Origin of the sequence: Candidatus Pelagibacter sp. HIMB1593, assembly GCF_052047755.1 — a bacterium.
In the GTDB taxonomy this organism is placed as follows: Bacteria; Pseudomonadota; Alphaproteobacteria; order Pelagibacterales; family Pelagibacteraceae; genus Pelagibacter.
Genome location: NZ_JBNAJK010000001.1, coordinates 1,158,934 through 1,175,037, shown reverse-complemented (window position 1 = coordinate 1,175,037; position 16,104 = coordinate 1,158,934). Strand labels below are relative to the sequence as shown.

Sequence of the window (16,104 nt, the reverse complement as noted above, 5' to 3'; positions counted from 1 at the left end):
GACAATTATGAAATTATTAAGAGTAGGTCAAAAAGGACAAGAAAAACCAGCAGCTTTAGACAAAGATGGTAAAATTAGAGATATCAGTTCACATATTTCAGATTTAAATCCTGATCATTTAAATTTTGAAACTATTTCAAAATTACAAAGTGCTGATTTAGCAAGTCTTCCAGAAATATCTTCAAGTGAAAGAATTGGCTCATGTATTACAAAACCAGGAAAATTTATTGCAATAGGTTTAAATTTTTCAGATCACGCTGCTGAAACAGGGGCAGAAGTTCCATCTGAGCCAATTACTTTTATGAAAGCAACAAGTTGTATCAATGGTCCTAACGATGATATCGAAATTGTGTCTGGTTCAAAAAAATTAGACTGGGAAGTAGAATTAGGAATTATAATTGGAAAACATACAAAACATATTTCTGAAGCTCAATCACAAGATCACATCTTAGGATATTGTTTAGTTAACGATATTAGTGAAAGAGAATGGCAAATAGAAAAAATGGGTCAATGGGTTAAAGGAAAATCTCATGACACGTATGGACCAATTGGACCTTACTTGGTAACCAAAGATGAAATTGCTGACATTAATAATTTAAAAATGAGTTTAGATGTTAATGGTAAAAGAATGCAGACTGGAAATACTAATACTATGATTTTTAATGTTAACGTTATTGTATCTTATTTAAGTAAATTTATGTCATTACAGCCAGGTGATATAATTACAACTGGTACACCTCCAGGAGTTGGTATGGGAATGAAACCACAACAATTCTTGAAAGCTGGTGATACAATGAGATTATCAATTGAAAATTTAGGAGAGCAAAACTCTAAAGTAGTTGCTTTATAATCTTTTGTGAAAATAACTTCTATTAAAAGTCATGTACTTAAATATGAGTTAGAGAAAGAACTAGGTTATTCACAAAAATATTATAAACACCGAACAGCCCATTTAGTTGAAGTACAAACTGACGAAGGCATTACGGGATGGGGCGAATGTTTTGGTCCAGGTAATATTGCTTTAGCCAATAAGTTCATTGTTGAAAAGGTAATTCAGCCTTTAATAATAGGCGAGGATCCTTTGAATAAAGAACATATCTGGCAAAAAGTTTACAATCTTTTAAGAGATAGTGGTCAAAAGGGAATGCCAATACAAGCTTTGTCAGGTGTTGACATAGCTCTATGGGATATCTTAGGAAAAAAAACAAACTCTCCTCTTTACCAACTTGTTGGTGGAAAATGTAATAATGAAGTTCCTGTTTATGGATATGGAATGATGTTACAAAAAAAATCAGTGGATGAACTAATTCCGTTGTTTGAAGAAGAAGCTAAACAGATTAAATCAAAAAATTTTAAAGCAATGAAAATGAAGGTTGGACTAGGTCCAAAAGAAGATTTAAAGTTAGTTCAAGCAGTTAGAAATTCTATAGGTGAAGATTTTAAATTAATGGTGGATGCTAACCATGCTTATAATCTGAAAGATGCTCTTTATGTTGGAAAAGGACTTGATGAACTAGATGTTTATTGGTTTGAAGAACCTGTCGCTCCTGAAGATTACAACGGTTACCGAGAATTAAAAAAAAATATATCAACCAGTGTTGCTGGAGGTGAAGCAGAATTTACAAAGTATGGATGGAATAAATTAATTAACAATGATTGCATCGATATAGCACAACCAGAAGTATGTGGATTAGGAGGTATTACAGAATATTTGAAAGTTGCAGCCTTGGCGCAGGCTAACTTTGTTCCTGTAATTAATCATGTTTGGGGATCTGCTGTAAGTATAGCGCTAAATCTTCATTTACTGACTGCACAACCAGATATGCCAGGGGGATTATTCCCAACAAAATCTATGCTCGAATTTGATACAACAGAGAAAAATATCTTTATTACAGATCTACCAAAAGAAAATTTTTCAATTTTAGATCAAGTTAAAAACAATAAGGGATTTGCATCAGTGACAGACAATGCAGGTATTGGTATAAACCCAAATGAGGACTTTATTAAGGAGTTTGAAGTAAATGAATAAAATTAAAACTACAGAGCCTAAACCAATTTGGAAAATAAGATGTACTTTAGGTGAAGGAACACTTTGGGTTAAAGAACACAACTCAATTTATTTTGTTGATATAAAGAAAAAGAAAATTTGTTCTTTAAATATAAAAAATAAAAAAAAGAAAATATTTAAAGTAAATAAAGAAGTAGGTTTCATTGCTCATGTAAGAGATCATATATTTATTTTAGGATTGCAGGGTGAAATAAGAATTCAAAATTTAAAATCAAAAAAAGTTTTAAAATCGATACCTATAGAAGCTAAATTAAAATTGAATAGAATAAACGATGGTAAAACAGATCCTGCTGGAAATCTTTGGTTTGGAACTATGGATAACTTAGAGAGAAAAATTGAAAAAGGATCTTTGTATAAATTAGATAAAAATCTTAAATTAACTAGAGTTGATAAAAATTATAGAATTACAAATGGCCCAGCATTTATTGATCAATATAATTTTTACCACACTGATAGTCCTAAAAAAACTATCTATAAAATTAAGATAAATAAAAATAATAAAATAGTTAGTAAAAAAATATTTAAAAAGTTAACTCTTGAAGAAGGAGTTCCAGACGGAATGACTGTAGATAAAAACAAAAATTTATGGGTTGCACATTTTCGTGGGGCTTGTGTCTCAGTATTTAATAGTAGAGCAAAATTAATTCACAGAATTAAGTTTCCAGCCAAAAATATTACTAATTGTGCGTTTGGTGGCAAGAATAATCAAGAACTGTACGTTTCAACAGCTACAAAAGGAATGGACAAGGCTGATTTGCGAAAATTTAGATATTCAGGATTCTTTTTTGGTGTAAAAACAAACACAAAAGGAGTTTTACAAAAAAAATTTATTTTAAGTAATGAAGCAGAGAGATCTTTACTATGAACGAATACCTACTAAGCTTTTAAGAGAAGATATAAGATTATTAGGAACTTTCCTTGGAAGAGTAATCAAAGATCAAGAAGGCACAAAATTTTTCAATATTGTTGAGCGATTAAGATTATTATCTAAAAACACCTTATTAGATAAAAATAAAAGTAAGGTATTTTCCAAAATTTCAAAAGACATAAGAAAGCTTTCACCTGAAATTACTTTTAAGGTCACTCGAGCTTTTTCACATATTCTAAATTTAATGAATTTAGCTGAGTCGTTAGATGCTTCTAGAAAACTTAATGAATACGATAATCCATATTTTAAGAACAAAAAACAAAATCTTTTTATTGAGGATATAATTAACAATCTATTTAAAAATAGAAAAATCTCTGACAAAAAAATTTATGATCAAGCAACAAAACTTGATATTGGAATAGTACTCACAGCACATCCAACAGAAGTTAAGAGAAGAACACTAATTCAAAAATACGCAAATTTAACTACCTTGATGGAACAACGTCATCTTTACAAAAAATACCCTGCAAAGATTATTGAAATAGATCGAAAACTGTATTCGGAGATAGCTATTATTTGGAAAACTGATGAACTAAAAAGAACCAAGCCATCACCACTTGATGAAGCTAGATGGGGCTTGGCTGTAATAGAAGATAGTTTATGGGATACAATTCCAAGAGTTTACAAAAGGTTGAATGATATTTTTAGGAAAAATCTAAATAAAGATCTTCCTAGAAATTTTAATCCTATTCAATTTGGTTCGTGGATGGGTGGAGACAGAGATGGAAATCCAAATGTTACATCTGAAGTAACAAAAAAAGTAATTTTATTTTCAAGATGGCAGGCTGCAAAGTTATACGAAAGAGAACTTACAAAATTAATTCAAGATTTATCAATGGAAGAATGTTCACAAGCAATCAAAAAAGTTACTGGAAATAGTTTTGAACCTTATAGAGTTTATTTAAGACCTTTAAGAGACAAAGTAAGAAGAACACATCAGTTAATTGAAGCACATATAAATTATAATAAACCCTTAGATGAAAATAAATTACTAAAAGATAAGTATGAAATTATAAATCCATTAAGAGAAGTTAGAACTTCCTTGAACATGAACAAAGGTCAACACATTGCAAATGCAGATTTGTTGGATTTGATAAGAAGAGTTAGATGTTTTGGAATAAATTTAGCAAGATTAGATATCAGACAGGAGTCTGATAGACATGAAAAACTTTTAAATGAAATATTTAAAAAGAAAAATAAAATTAATTATTCACAATTACCTGAAGAGAAAAAAATTAAATTACTTAATAATTTAATAAAACAAAAAAAGTCTTTTGTTAATAAAATTAAATTAAGAGACAAAGAAAATTTGGAAGTTTGGAGAACATTTAAGCAAATATCTAAAGAGCCAGAGCAATGTATGGGTGCTTATGTAATTTCAATGACTTCAAAAGCATCTGATATTTTATCTGTTTATTTATTGCAATTACAGGCCGAAACAAAGAATTTGTTAAGAGTAGTACCACTTTTTGAAACTTTAGATGATTTAAAGAATGCCAATGGTGTTATGCAAAATTTATTTAAACTTCCTTGGTACAGAAAAATGATCAACTCAAAACAAGAGGTAATGATTGGATATTCAGACTCTAGTAAAGATGCAGGAAAACTATCTGCAAGTTGGCATCAATACAAACTTCAAGAAGAACTTAGAAATTTAGCTAAAAAATATAAAATAGATCTTGTATTTTTCCATGGAAGAGGAGGATCTCCAGGAAGAGGAGGAGGACCAATTCAGGCAACTCTTAAATCTCAACCATCTGGAACAGTAAATGGAAAAATTAGAATTACTGATCAAGGAGAGGTGATACAGCAAAAATATGGTTATAAACCTTTAGCTGAATACAACCTATGTAGTTATATCGGTGCAGTAATGGAGGCAACTCTAAATCCACCTCCTAGATCAAAACCAAATTGGCGAGAGCTTATTCAAAAAATGTCTGAGATTTCTACATCTGCTTACCGAAAGTATTTAAATCAAAGTGAAGATTTTATTAGATATTTTAAAACTGTTACTCCACATAAATCTCTTGGAAAACTTGCAATTGGTTCAAGACCCACCAAAAGAAAAAATGTTGATAATATTCAAAGTTTAAGAGCTATTCCTTGGGTTTTTGCATGGACACAAATTAGATTAATGCTTCCTGCATGGCTCGGTACAACTGAGGCTTTGAGATATGGATCAATTAAAAAATTTAAAAAAACTATGACAGACATGGAGAGGAACTGGCCTTATTTTGTATCAACAATGGATATTTTGGACATGGTGATTTCAAAGGTTGATCCTGAAATATCAGTAATTTATGAAAATAATTTAGCTGACAAATCTTTGATAAGAATTGGAAAAAGATTAAGGTTTCAATTTGATGCATTGGTCAAATTGCACAATAAAATTACTCCAAAAGAAGTTATAAAAGAGAGAAAAGAGTTTAGAAAAGCATTATTTATCAGAAACAACTACACTGAGATGCTAAACATTCTGCAGGCAAATATAATGAATAAATTAACAAATAAAAAATATAAAAATTTAGATAAGAAATATTTAGACGATGCTTTAATGACATCTATCGCAGGAATTTCTGCAGCAATGAAAAACACTGGATAGATGATTGAATATTTAATTGCTTTTGGGGCAGGGTTAATAAGTTTTTTATCTCCTTGTGTTTTACCTTTGATACCTGGATATATATCTTTTGTATCAGGCCAATCTCTTAAGGAAATAACAGAAAAACAAAATTTTAATATTGTTCCTTTAATTAAATTTTGTTTTGGTTTTTCATTAGTATTTATAATTTTTGGAGCTTCAGCATCCTTTTTAGGACAAGTATTGTTAGAGAACTCTCAATCTTTAAGAATAATTGCAGGACTTATTGTTATATTTTTTTCATTACAATTATTAGGTGTTTTTAATTTTGGATTTTTAAATATTGATAGAAGATTTGATTTTAAAAAAATTGATAGTTTTTTCTTTCCTGTGATAATTGGTGCTGCTTTTGGATTTGGATGGACACCTTGTATTGGTCCAATATTAGGATCAATTTTGGCTTTAGCTTCAATTGAGGATACTTTATCAAGAGCAATAATTTTATTAAGCTTTTACTCCTTAGGTTTAGCTATACCTTTTGTTTTATCAGGATATTTAATTCAAAAGTTTTTAATTTTTTCAAAAAATATGCGCCAGTATATAAATATTATATCAAAAGCAGGTGGTGCAATTCTTTTAGTAACTGGGATATTAATTATTACAAATAAATTGCAAGCAATTGGGTTTTATTTAATTGAGATCTTTCCTTTTATGCAAAACTTTGGTTAAAGTAATTAATGAAAATTTATCAAATAGATTCAAGTGCTAGAAAAAAAGGCTCAACATCGAGAGCATTAGCAAAAAAACTTTTGGAAAAAATTAAAAAACCAGAGGATGAAGTCATTTATAGAGATTTAGATGATGAAATGCTTTTTGTAAGTGGTTTAACAGAATCTGGAATGAAAATTGATGAGAAAGATCAAACTGCAGAACATAAGAAAATGTTTGAACTTTCTGACAAGCTTGTAAAAGAATTAAAAGAGAGTGATATTATTATAATTTCAGCTCCAATATATAATTACGGACCACCCGCAACTCTTAAAGCTTGGTCAGATTTAGCTGCAAGAATAGGGGAAACCTTTAAATTTAAACCTAATGGTAGAAGAGAAGGGTTATTAAAAAATAAAAAAGCATACCTTGTAATTACTTCTGGTGGTACAAAACTAAATAGCTCAGAAGATTTTTTAACGCCTTGGTTAAAATTTATTTTAAATTTTTTTGGAATTGAAAAAGTTGAAGTTATAAGCGCTGATCAAATGGCTTTAGACTATGAAAAATCTATTAGGGATGCAGAAGCTCAAATAGAAAATATTTCTATAGATTAAACTTTCTTTTTAAGTGTCTTAATTTTCCTTCGGTACTATCGTAGTCTATATAGCAACCTTGTAAAAATCTTTCTCCTTCATTAGCATCATAAACTGTTCGTCCATGAAGTAATCTATGATTATCCATCATCATTAAATCTTTTGGAGCAAGTTTAAATTCTATTCTATATTTATCTGAATTGTACATTTCAGACAGTTTTTTTCTTGCTTGATAGTATAAATCTAATTCTTCTTTATCTAAGATTGGAACAAAATCTAATCTTGGACTAAATCTTACTTGTTTAAAATTTTTATGTTCATCTAATTCAATCAAAGGACACAAAGATTCTAAAATTACTTCTTTATCAATAAATTTAAATCTTACTTTTACTTCTGTTAAGATTTTATAATAATCAGGATAACTTTTTTTTAAATCTTCAGTAACAGTATATCCATCAACCAGTGTAGAATATCCTCCTGAAACTTTACTCTCTATGCAATGCAAAAGTTGGATACATGGTACAGGGTTTCGATATGGATTATCTGTGTGCGGTGCAAGAGCTAAAGAAGTATATGCAAGATCATTAGGGTCAGGTTTTGATTTAACATCAAAATATTCTCCAAAGTTTGTTCGTCTAACACTGCCTATTGAGTTTGCAAACTCAACAATATAATTTTTAGTTGTTGGTATATTTTTAATTACAACAAATCCAAACTTATAGAAAGAAACCAGTAAGTCATGCATTTCTTTACTTTCATAAAAATTATCTTGGTATTCAAAATTTTTAATATAACTTAAACTGGAATCCCATTTAGTTTTTTCTATAGATTTTATAACCGTATCTTCTTTTGAGAATTCTAAAGCAATTTTACTAAGATTAAGCTTAGAACTAATTCCATCATTAAAGTTAACTTCTAAAAATTCATCATGAATAGAGGCTTTATTAATGATTATATCATTGCTCAAACTAGTTGGGTCAAAAAGTCTTTGTTGAGTTCCTTTATCAACAAATTCTTCACCATCCACTCTTTCTCTTAACCAAAAAGGATGTATTTCTTTTTTTTCAGTACCATTATTGAAGTAGACTTTATTTTCGTGAAGCTCAATTTTCATAAATAATCATTGAGCATTATTTAAAATTTAACTTTAATCAATATAAATTAAATAGTATGAGTTCTTTGTGAATAATTTTGATACAAAAAAATATCCAGTATTTTCAAGTTTTTTAAACCAGTTAGCAAAAGATCTAACAAAATTTTATTATGCTAAGTTGGATAAGCCATTCAAGATAACCAATAAGATGAAAGGTAAAGGTTACGATCCAGTAACTACATCTGACAAAGCTTTTGAAAAGTTTATAAGGTCTAAAATTTCTAAAAGATTTCCAGATCATCAAATTATAGGTGAGGAGTATGGTCACAAAAATACCAAAAGTGAATTTTCATGGGTAATAGATCCAATTGATGGAACTAGATCATATGTTGTTGGTAATCCTAGTTGGAGTAATTTGATTTCATTAAATTATAATGGAGAGCCAATTTTAGGATTAGCAAATTTCCCTAAAATGAAAAAATATTACTTAAATGTAAATAAAAACACTGCATACGTTTTTGAAAATAATAAAAAAAGAAAACTAAAAGTTAATTCTAAACTAAATTTTGCAAATTCGAAATTAGCTGCAGCTTTTCATAATCAACTAACCTTAAAACAACAATCCAAAATTCAAAAATTTATTAAAAGAATGCAATTTCCATGTTTTGATGCTTTAACATATTGTCAACTAGCTGAAGGTAGATTGGAAATGGTTGCACAGTGTGCAAACAAAATTTGGGACATTCATCCAATAATGCCAATAGTGAGAGCAAGTGGAGCCATAGTAACTACGTGGGGGAATAGAAATCCTGTAGTAGGAGGAAATATTATTGTCTCAAATAATAAAGCAAATCATAAACAAATATTAAAATTATTAAAGCCTTTAGCTGAATGATACCAGAACGAGCGCAATCAATTTTAGATTTCTGGTTTAAAGAAACTCCTTTTGAAATGAGATTTAAGAAGGATGATAAATTTGATCAAAAGATAAAAGAAAAATTTTTAAATGATTATGAGCTTGCTTGTCAAAATGAATATGATGATTGGCAGGATAATCCCATGAGCTGTTTAGCTTTAGTAATTTTGTTTGATCAATTTTCAAGAAATATATTTAGAGATAATAAAAAAGCATTTGCTCAAGATCAAAAAACTAGATTGATAGTAAATGATGCAGTGTATTCTGGATATTTAGAAGCTATGAATGTTGATCAAAGACTTTTTATGCTTTTACCTTTAATTCATAGTGAAGAAATTAGTGATCATGAAATGGCTTATTACTTATTAAATAAATATTTAAGGGAACATGAAGGATACAATAAGATTAAAAAATTTTGGCAAGACCACACCAAAACTATTAGACAATTTCATAGATATCCTCATAGAAATGAAATTTTAGGAAGAGAGTCTACTGAAGAAGAACTAGAATTTTTAAAAGGACCGAACTCTTCCTGGTAAAATGAATTTAGAATTTATTTTTAAAGTCATAGATAAAGAAGAATGGCAAAAAGCTAAGCAATCAGGAACTTATGGTGGATCTGAAAAAGATATTAAAGATGGCTACATTCATTTCTCAGAAGAGGATCAGGTCGAGGAAACCTTAAAAAAACATTTCCCAAATAAAGAAAACCTAGTTTTATTGAGAGTAAATGCTTTTAAACTTGAACACTTACTTTGGGAACAAGCATCAAATGGTGATATGTACCCACATTTATATTCTCCATTAGATATAACTACTGTTGTTAATGAATATGAACTATCTTTAAATGAAGATGGAAGTTATCAACTTCCAGACATTTTAAAAAAATATCAATTTAATCGACCCAAGTAATTAACCATTACAACGCCAATAATAATCAAAGCAATTCCAATTATCCCATAAATATTAGGAACTTGATTAAATTTTAATACAGCAAAAAGAACAACTCCTGTTACTGTCAAACCACTATAAATTGAATAAGCAAATCCTACAGGTATTGCATGCATAGCTTTTGCAATTGAAAACATTGTAATACACATAAACAAAATACATAAAATTGAAGGAGTTAGCTTTGTAAAACCTTCAGAGATTTTAGCAAAACTGTTTGAAGCTATTCCAAAAATTATACCGTTAGCTAAAAACAAATATCCTATAAGAGGCTTCATATTATTTACTTCCTAACAAATTAACCATTAAAACTCCAATGATAATAAATGCTAATCCGATCATGGAGTAAAGATTTGGAACTTGATTATATTTAATTACGCCTACTATAACTGTTGCAATGATTGTTAATCCTGCAAATGAAGCGTAAGTGATACCCATTGGTATATTTTTCATCACTAAGGAAAGGGCATACATGCACAGAACAATTGTAATTGCAGTAATTATACTTGGAAAGAGAAGAGTAAATCCTTCAGCACTTTTAGCAAAACTATTTGAAGTAACTCCTAGGAATACAGCAATACCTAGGAACAAGTATGAAGTAGCGAGACTCATTTAATAATATTAAATGAAATCCCGCTAAATATATATAATTATTTAGGCATTGGAGTAGCGCCAGTTTCTAAACTAACAATTTTTCCATTGTCATATTTATAAACTGCCATTACAGCCTCAACATTTCCATCGTTAAATGTAACAAAAGCATGATGAATTCCAACTTCATCATTCTCGTAAACAATTCTAACTTTATCTTGATTGATATCACCACTCATTGCCCATTTGATAACATCAACTTTTGTTAAAACATTTCCTGATTTATGCATTGTAAATTTAAAATCATCATGCAAAAGCTCATTCATCGCTGCTTCGTCTTTATTTTTTAATGCGGCACTATATTTTTCTAAGATGGACATTTATTCCTTTCTTTTATTCACCTGGTTTTTTAAAGTTTTTTCCAGCATCTGCAGCTTTATTGAAAGTTTTATTATAATCAAATACTTCATGAATCATAATATCTTCCATTAAACCTGCATTCATAATTGCAACCTTCATTCCAAGAACACTTTCGTAATCTCCTTCAATAACATTGATTACATCAAATCTTCCTCGAACCCACTCATAACTATGAAACTTTACTCCAACAGTATCACAAATAGCTTTGATAGCTGCTCCTCTGTCTGCATTAGGATCACTTTGCATTCTTAAAGCAAGATCACGACTAATCTTTCCAATAATATAAAATTTAGACATTTTTTCTCCTGTTGCTTAATTTAATAATTAAAGTCTAGCAGAGATAATCCAAAATGTGGAGTCTCTGTTCTTTTTATACTTTAGCTAATTCGTAAATTTCATAACCATCCATTACTTCATCAAATACAGGTTTTGAAACTGGGTTTGACCCATCCATAAATGAATGAAGTGCTGCCATGTCATGAACTACAATTTTAAACATTACTGTTGATTTATCAGGTGAAACACTAGCTATTGTTTTAGTAACATCAGCTACTTTTTTTCTTTCAACCATACCTTCATCTGATTGCATAAAGCCCATAAACTTTTCAAAGCATCCTTCTTTTAATTTTCCTACTACCAATATATCTTTCATTTTTTTTCCCTTATCTTTATCTTTTATTAATATAGAGTTTGAACTACTTTCTTAACTCTATCTTCTCCATTAGGTACTGTTGAATTTATAAAGTCATGACAAGCGTTAGTTTTAGCCTTATCAAATTTAGATCCATAAAACTTATCAACAGCTTTGTTTACTCCTTCATCCCATTGCTTTTCAGGGACTCCAACTTCTAGGGCATAAGCTTTTAAAACTTTAACTGATGCCATAGATTTTTCTTTCATACTATATTCAAATGTTTCACCAATTGGCAAGAAATAGTTAGCCATATAAATACCACTACATTCCCAAGCTCTATTCTTGTCACTATCAGACATATCCGCATATGCAGAGGTCAGAAATAAAACACTGAATAAAATCACTATTATTTTTTTCATAATTTTCTTCTATTTATTTTATTGTAACAACAGTTGTTCCGGGAAAAGTATATCCCACAACATAACTAAATAGCATTTTTTGAAATTCTTGTATCATTGGCCATTTGCTTCCAAGCTCTTGGTGATTTTGAAAACCAGCAGGATTTTCATAATACTCAGTTAAAATAAAATACATATTTCCAGTCATACCTTGTGAAGGATCTGCAGGATTATTCCATTCAGGTCCTTTGATAACTGAATATGAATTTAATTTTTTTTCACCGGTCATTGGATGAGTTTCTTTCATCCATTTATGGTGCGTTTTTAACATTTCTTCGACTTTAGCAACATCACTAGCTGGAACTTTCAAAGTAATAGCAAACGCATTTGCTTTTGCATGGCCGTCAGCGTTAGCAATTGTAGTAAATAAACTAAGCATCAAAATTATTATTATTTTTTTCATTTTATCTTTCTTTTTAATTATTAATTATAAGTAATCGAAGACTGTTACATATTCATGACAAAGTCTCTCGTGTTTATAACGCGCGTCAGTTATGCAATTAAGGAGCACAAAAATTGCTGATTATGTTGTTTTATCTGATGATAAAATTTGATAGGGTTTTAATATGATCGAAAAATTTAATGGAATTTTTTATTTAATTGTATTTTTAGTACATTTTATTGTTTTTGCTGTTTATGCATATCAAACCGTTTTCGCTACAAAGAAATTTTTAGATAAGTTCGGTATTGATGATACTGGTGCTGGAATGACCAGATTTTTTGGTTCTTTGTTTATAGGTGCTGTTGCGATGGCAATATGGGTTGGCTTTATTAGACCTGATGGTCTTCAAGGAACATGGGCATTTTTTAATTTAGTGTTTTTACAAAACCTTTCAGCTTTTATTGTTGGTATATATAATATTAAAATCAATAAGCTCGGTCACACACCACAAACATCTAATGAAGGAATTATTGCACCAGGTATTCTAACTTTGTTAAGTGCAATACTTTGTTACGGATTAGCAGATAAGATTTATATCTAAAACCAACTAGGTATTGGTAGACCTTTTTCTTCTAAGAATTTTTTATTGAACATTTTAGTTGCATATTTATCGCTTCTGTCACAAAGGATTGTAACGATGGTTTTACCAGGTCCTAATTCTTTTCCCATTCTAATAGCTCCAGCAATATTTATTCCACAACTAGTTCCTAAACTTAGACCTTCATTTTGAATTAAATCATAAAGAATAGGTAAAGCTTCATGGTCATCAATAGAGTAAGCATCATCAATTTTAGCCTCACCAAAGTTTGCTGTAACTCTACTTGAACCAATTCCCTCTGTTATAGATCCTCCTTCAGATTTTAACTCTCCATTCTTTATATAATTATAAAGAGCAGAACCTTTGGGGTCTGAAAGGTAAATTTTGATATCTTTATTCTTTTCTTTTAATGCATTACTTACACCCGAAATGGTGCCACCAGTTCCAGATGAACACACAAAACCATCTACCTTACCATCTGTCTGTTCCCAGATCTCTTGACCTGTTCCCTCATAATGACCTTTTGCATTTGCAGTATTATCAAATTGATTAGCCCAAATAACTCCATTGTTATTTGAAGGTCTTAATTCATCTGCAAGTCTTGCAGCAACCTTTACAAAGTTATTGTCATCTTTATAAGGCTTTGGTTCAACTAATCTTAACTCAGCACCAAGGTTTCTAAGTAAATCTTTTTTTTCCTGAGTTTGATTGTCGTTCATTACAATAATCGTTTTGTAACCTAAAGAATTTCCTAAAAGACCTAATCCAATTCCAGTGTTACCAGCTGTACCTTCAACAACGGTTCCACCTTTAGAGATTAATTTTTTTTCTTGTGCATCTTTAATTAATGCAAGTGCAGCTCTATCTTTTACAGATCCGCCTGGATTTAAAAATTCTGCCTTACCATAAATATTACAACCAGTAATCTCTGATGCAGCTCTAAGTTTTATAAGTGGAGTATTTCCAATCCCAGAAATAAAATCGTTTTGCGTATTATTCATTTTCTGATTTTTTATCACTATCAGGGGTAATTCCGTAAGGTTTAAATTCACTATCAGCTATTCCAACATTCTTAGCGGGAATTCCAACCATAACAGCATTCTCAGGAACATCTTTTGTAATTACAGCGTTTGCACCAATTTTTGCACATCTTCCAACAGTTACCGGACCTAGTACTTGTGCTCCTGATCCAATAACCACTTCATCTTTAATTGTTGGATGTCTCTTCATATTTCTTTGATCATTTGAATTTATACTTGGTGCAATTCCACCCAATGTAACCATATGGTAGATAGTAACATTATCTCCAATATCTGAAGTTTCACCAATCACAACTCCCATGCCATGATCTATAAATAAATTTTTTCCAATTTTTGCATTAGGATGAATTTCAATTCCAGTTAAGAATCTTGAAAATTGAGAAATGATTCTTGCAACTAGATAAAATTTAGCAGTACTAAAAAAGTTTGCTATTCTATGAAAGAATACTGCTTTGACACCTGGATAGGTTAAAATCAAACTAAGCTTTGATTTTGCTGCAGGATCTCTATCAATTATCGATTGTAAATAATCATTCATTGTATTTTATGCTCACTTGAAATTTTAATAAGTGGCTTATATAGTCATTATATTCTGTTATTAAAGATTAATTATGTACAAAAACACTAATTGTTTTCATTTAGCTATACCTTGTGGTGATCTAGAGGTCGCAAAAAAATTTTATAGCGAAACTTTAGGATGTAGATTGGATAATTCTGCACAAGAGTGGGCTGATGTTGACTTTTGGGGTAATGAATTAACACTTCATAAAAGTGATCATAAATTAGATAACGAAAGACATGATGTGGACATGGGAAATGTGTCTGTACCCCATTTTGGTGTACACTTATCTAGAAAAGATTTTGATGCACTTAAAAAAAGATTAAAAGATAGTGGTACAAAATATTATGACGAACCATACTTAAGATTTAAAGGCACAAAGTATGAACAAGAAACATTCTTTGTAAAAGACCCTAACGAAAATATACTAGAGATTAAAACTCTTACATCTAACCCAGAATAGTAAAAATACATCTAATTTTTAGATACTTATTTTCTTTGACACCTTCTCTCAATTCGCGATAGACTTTATCTATAAATAATTAAGGAGAGATAATGAAAATAATCAAATCTACACTTGTAGCTGGATTAATTTCAATTTTATCAATTTTCTCTGCAAACGCAGAAAAAGTTAAAATTGGAGATCCAGGTTGGACAGGTGCAACTGCAATTGCAAATTTACTTGCTGCAGTAGTTATAGACAAAATGGGTGGTGAAGCAGAATTAGTTCCTGGAAACAATACTGCAATTTATGCAGCGATTGACAGAGGAAAAGGTGAAATCGATGTTCACCCTGATATTTGGTTACCAAACCAAGAAGCTTACACTAATGATTTAGTTCCAAAAGGAACTTTAAAATTAAGCAGCAAACCATATGAAGGAAACCAAGGTTACTGTGTTTCCCAACAGTTTGCAAAAAAAATGAATATTACAGCTATTGAAGACTTAGCTAGACCAGAAGTTGTTAAAGCAATGGACAGCGATGGAAATGGTAAAGGTGAATTTTGGATTGGTGCTGATGGTTGGGCTTCTGCAAATGTTAACCAGGTTAAATTAAGAGACTATGGTTTATATGATGCTGGTATCGAAGCAGTTAGAGCTGCTGAAGCAGTTAAAAATGCAAGAGTACTAGACTCAATCAAAAAAGGTGAAGGATATGCATTCTATTGTTACAAGCCTCATGCAATTTGGGGAATGGCTGACGTAGTAATGTTAACAGAACCAAAATATGATCCTGCAAAATATAAAATGATTCAACCTAAAGCAGATGCTGACTGGTACAAGAAATCTTATGTTGCATCAAAAGATGCTCTTAAGCAAATCCAAATCGGTTGGGCTACTTCTTTAGAGAGTCAATCACCAGCAATTGTAGAATTCTTTAAGAATTTTCAATTAACAGCTGATGATGTTTCTGCAATGGCATATGCAGTTTCAGTTGAGAAAAAAGATCCAGCTGATGTAGCAAGAGCTTGGATGGAAGCAAATAAATCAACTGTAGACGGTTGGTTAGGACTATAATCTAAATCAAAATCTATACTCGGCAATTTAAGATTGCCGAGTATATTTTCCTATAATAAAAGACAA

The 16,104-nt window shown here is 30.3% G+C and carries 22 protein-coding genes; 12 read left to right on the top strand and 10 right to left on the bottom strand.

Features of this window, described 5'->3' with window-relative positions:
• The first annotated feature begins 7 nt into the window (after positions 1–7).
• The 6 genes from ACTTA0_RS06260 to ACTTA0_RS06235 are packed head-to-tail and all read left to right on the top strand — an operon-like array spanning position 8 to position 6,902.
• Positions 8–850: a fumarylacetoacetate hydrolase family protein gene (locus ACTTA0_RS06260; RefSeq protein ID WP_440676451.1), complete on the top strand. Its 843-nt coding sequence runs from the start codon at positions 8–10 to the stop codon at positions 848–850.
• A 6-nt stretch (positions 851–856) separates the two neighbouring features.
• On the top strand, positions 857–2,029 hold the full coding sequence (locus ACTTA0_RS06255) for a mandelate racemase/muconate lactonizing enzyme family protein (RefSeq protein ID WP_440676450.1): 1,173 nt from the start codon (positions 857–859) through the stop codon (positions 2,027–2,029).
• Positions 2,022–2,933 carry an SMP-30/gluconolactonase/LRE family protein gene (locus tag ACTTA0_RS06250; protein WP_440676449.1) on the top strand — a complete coding sequence of 304 codons (912 nt, stop codon included), beginning with the start codon at positions 2,022–2,024 and terminating at the stop codon, positions 2,931–2,933. The genes ACTTA0_RS06255 and ACTTA0_RS06250 overlap by 8 nt, the downstream gene beginning before the upstream one ends.
• Positions 2,908–5,598, top strand: coding sequence for a phosphoenolpyruvate carboxylase (gene ppc / locus ACTTA0_RS06245; RefSeq protein WP_440676448.1), 2,691 nt, complete (start codon positions 2,908–2,910; stop codon positions 5,596–5,598). Before ACTTA0_RS06250 ends, ppc begins: the two co-directional genes overlap by 26 nt.
• The gene (locus ACTTA0_RS06240; protein WP_440676447.1) at positions 5,599–6,306 is read left to right on the top strand and encodes a cytochrome c biogenesis CcdA family protein; all 708 of its coding nucleotides are present in this window, start codon (positions 5,599–5,601) and stop codon (positions 6,304–6,306) included. It begins immediately after the preceding gene.
• 8 nt (positions 6,307–6,314) lie between these two features.
• Positions 6,315–6,902: an FMN-dependent NADH-azoreductase gene (locus ACTTA0_RS06235; protein WP_262590481.1), complete on the top strand. Its 588-nt coding sequence runs from the start codon at positions 6,315–6,317 to the stop codon at positions 6,900–6,902.
• Here the strand turns inward: ACTTA0_RS06235 and ACTTA0_RS06230 are convergent.
• A complete protein-coding gene (locus ACTTA0_RS06230) occupies positions 6,892–7,995 on the bottom strand; it encodes a TauD/TfdA family dioxygenase (RefSeq protein ID WP_440676446.1) in 1,104 nt (367 codons plus the stop codon). The two genes, ACTTA0_RS06235 and ACTTA0_RS06230, sit on opposite strands and share 11 nt — an antisense overlap.
• Positions 7,996–8,062: 67 nt before the next feature.
• Between ACTTA0_RS06230 and ACTTA0_RS06225 the strand changes: the two genes are divergently transcribed.
• The 3 genes from ACTTA0_RS06225 to ACTTA0_RS06215 are packed head-to-tail and all read left to right on the top strand — an operon-like array spanning position 8,063 to position 9,802.
• Positions 8,063–8,869, top strand: a complete 807-nt coding sequence (locus tag ACTTA0_RS06225; RefSeq protein ID WP_262590483.1) for an inositol monophosphatase family protein — start codon at positions 8,063–8,065, stop codon at positions 8,867–8,869.
• A complete protein-coding gene (locus ACTTA0_RS06220; RefSeq protein WP_440648090.1) occupies positions 8,866–9,429 on the top strand; it encodes a DUF924 family protein in 564 nt (187 codons plus the stop codon). Before ACTTA0_RS06225 ends, ACTTA0_RS06220 begins: the two co-directional genes overlap by 4 nt.
• A 1-nt stretch (position 9,430) precedes the next feature.
• Positions 9,431–9,802 (top strand): DUF952 domain-containing protein, encoded by a 372-nt coding sequence (locus tag ACTTA0_RS06215; protein ID WP_440648088.1) that lies wholly within the window; start codon positions 9,431–9,433, stop codon positions 9,800–9,802.
• Here the strand turns inward: ACTTA0_RS06215 and ACTTA0_RS06210 are convergent.
• From ACTTA0_RS06210 to ACTTA0_RS06180, 7 genes are all read right to left on the bottom strand, one after another.
• The gene (locus ACTTA0_RS06210) at positions 9,781–10,116 is read right to left on the bottom strand and encodes a DMT family transporter (protein WP_440648086.1); all 336 of its coding nucleotides are present in this window, start codon (positions 10,114–10,116) and stop codon (positions 9,781–9,783) included. The two genes, ACTTA0_RS06215 and ACTTA0_RS06210, sit on opposite strands and share 22 nt — an antisense overlap.
• Before the next feature lies 1 nt (position 10,117).
• Positions 10,118–10,450 carry a DMT family transporter gene (locus tag ACTTA0_RS06205; RefSeq protein WP_262590487.1) on the bottom strand — a complete coding sequence of 111 codons (333 nt, stop codon included), beginning with the start codon at positions 10,448–10,450 and terminating at the stop codon, positions 10,118–10,120.
• 38 nt (positions 10,451–10,488) lie between these two features.
• On the bottom strand, positions 10,489–10,809 hold the full coding sequence (locus ACTTA0_RS06200) for a nuclear transport factor 2 family protein (RefSeq protein ID WP_440652294.1): 321 nt from the start codon (positions 10,807–10,809) through the stop codon (positions 10,489–10,491).
• 13 nt (positions 10,810–10,822) lie between these two features.
• Positions 10,823–11,146, bottom strand: coding sequence for a GYD domain-containing protein (locus ACTTA0_RS06195; RefSeq protein ID WP_075505873.1), 324 nt, complete (start codon positions 11,144–11,146; stop codon positions 10,823–10,825).
• A gap of 73 nt (positions 11,147–11,219) precedes the next feature.
• Positions 11,220–11,501: a hypothetical protein gene (locus ACTTA0_RS06190; protein ID WP_440614182.1), complete on the bottom strand. Its 282-nt coding sequence runs from the start codon at positions 11,499–11,501 to the stop codon at positions 11,220–11,222.
• 26 nt (positions 11,502–11,527) lie between these two features.
• Positions 11,528–11,902 carry a hypothetical protein gene (locus tag ACTTA0_RS06185; RefSeq protein WP_440614183.1) on the bottom strand — a complete coding sequence of 125 codons (375 nt, stop codon included), beginning with the start codon at positions 11,900–11,902 and terminating at the stop codon, positions 11,528–11,530.
• Between the two features lie 13 nt (positions 11,903–11,915).
• Positions 11,916–12,344, bottom strand: a complete 429-nt coding sequence (locus tag ACTTA0_RS06180; RefSeq protein ID WP_440614184.1) for a hypothetical protein — start codon at positions 12,342–12,344, stop codon at positions 11,916–11,918.
• Between the two features lie 163 nt (positions 12,345–12,507).
• Between ACTTA0_RS06180 and ACTTA0_RS06175 the strand changes: the two genes are divergently transcribed.
• Positions 12,508–12,924 (top strand): hypothetical protein, encoded by a 417-nt coding sequence (locus tag ACTTA0_RS06175; protein ID WP_440614185.1) that lies wholly within the window; start codon positions 12,508–12,510, stop codon positions 12,922–12,924.
• Here ACTTA0_RS06175 and ACTTA0_RS06170 read toward each other — a convergent pair.
• Positions 12,921–13,922 (bottom strand): cysteine synthase A, encoded by a 1,002-nt coding sequence (locus ACTTA0_RS06170; RefSeq protein ID WP_440614186.1) that lies wholly within the window; start codon positions 13,920–13,922, stop codon positions 12,921–12,923. The two genes, ACTTA0_RS06175 and ACTTA0_RS06170, sit on opposite strands and share 4 nt — an antisense overlap.
• Positions 13,915–14,499 carry a serine O-acetyltransferase EpsC gene (epsC, locus tag ACTTA0_RS06165; protein WP_262590495.1) on the bottom strand — a complete coding sequence of 195 codons (585 nt, stop codon included), beginning with the start codon at positions 14,497–14,499 and terminating at the stop codon, positions 13,915–13,917. Before epsC ends, ACTTA0_RS06170 begins: the two co-directional genes overlap by 8 nt.
• A 73-nt stretch (positions 14,500–14,572) precedes the next feature.
• Here epsC and ACTTA0_RS06160 point away from each other — a divergent pair, with 73 nt between their 5' ends.
• Both ACTTA0_RS06160 and ACTTA0_RS06155 read left to right on the top strand, forming a co-directional pair.
• Positions 14,573–14,983 carry a VOC family protein gene (locus ACTTA0_RS06160; protein WP_440652295.1) on the top strand — a complete coding sequence of 137 codons (411 nt, stop codon included), beginning with the start codon at positions 14,573–14,575 and terminating at the stop codon, positions 14,981–14,983.
• 92 nt (positions 14,984–15,075) lie between these two features.
• A complete protein-coding gene (locus ACTTA0_RS06155) occupies positions 15,076–16,038 on the top strand; it encodes an ABC transporter substrate-binding protein (RefSeq protein ID WP_262590496.1) in 963 nt (320 codons plus the stop codon).
• Positions 16,039–16,104: the final 66 nt, after the last annotated feature.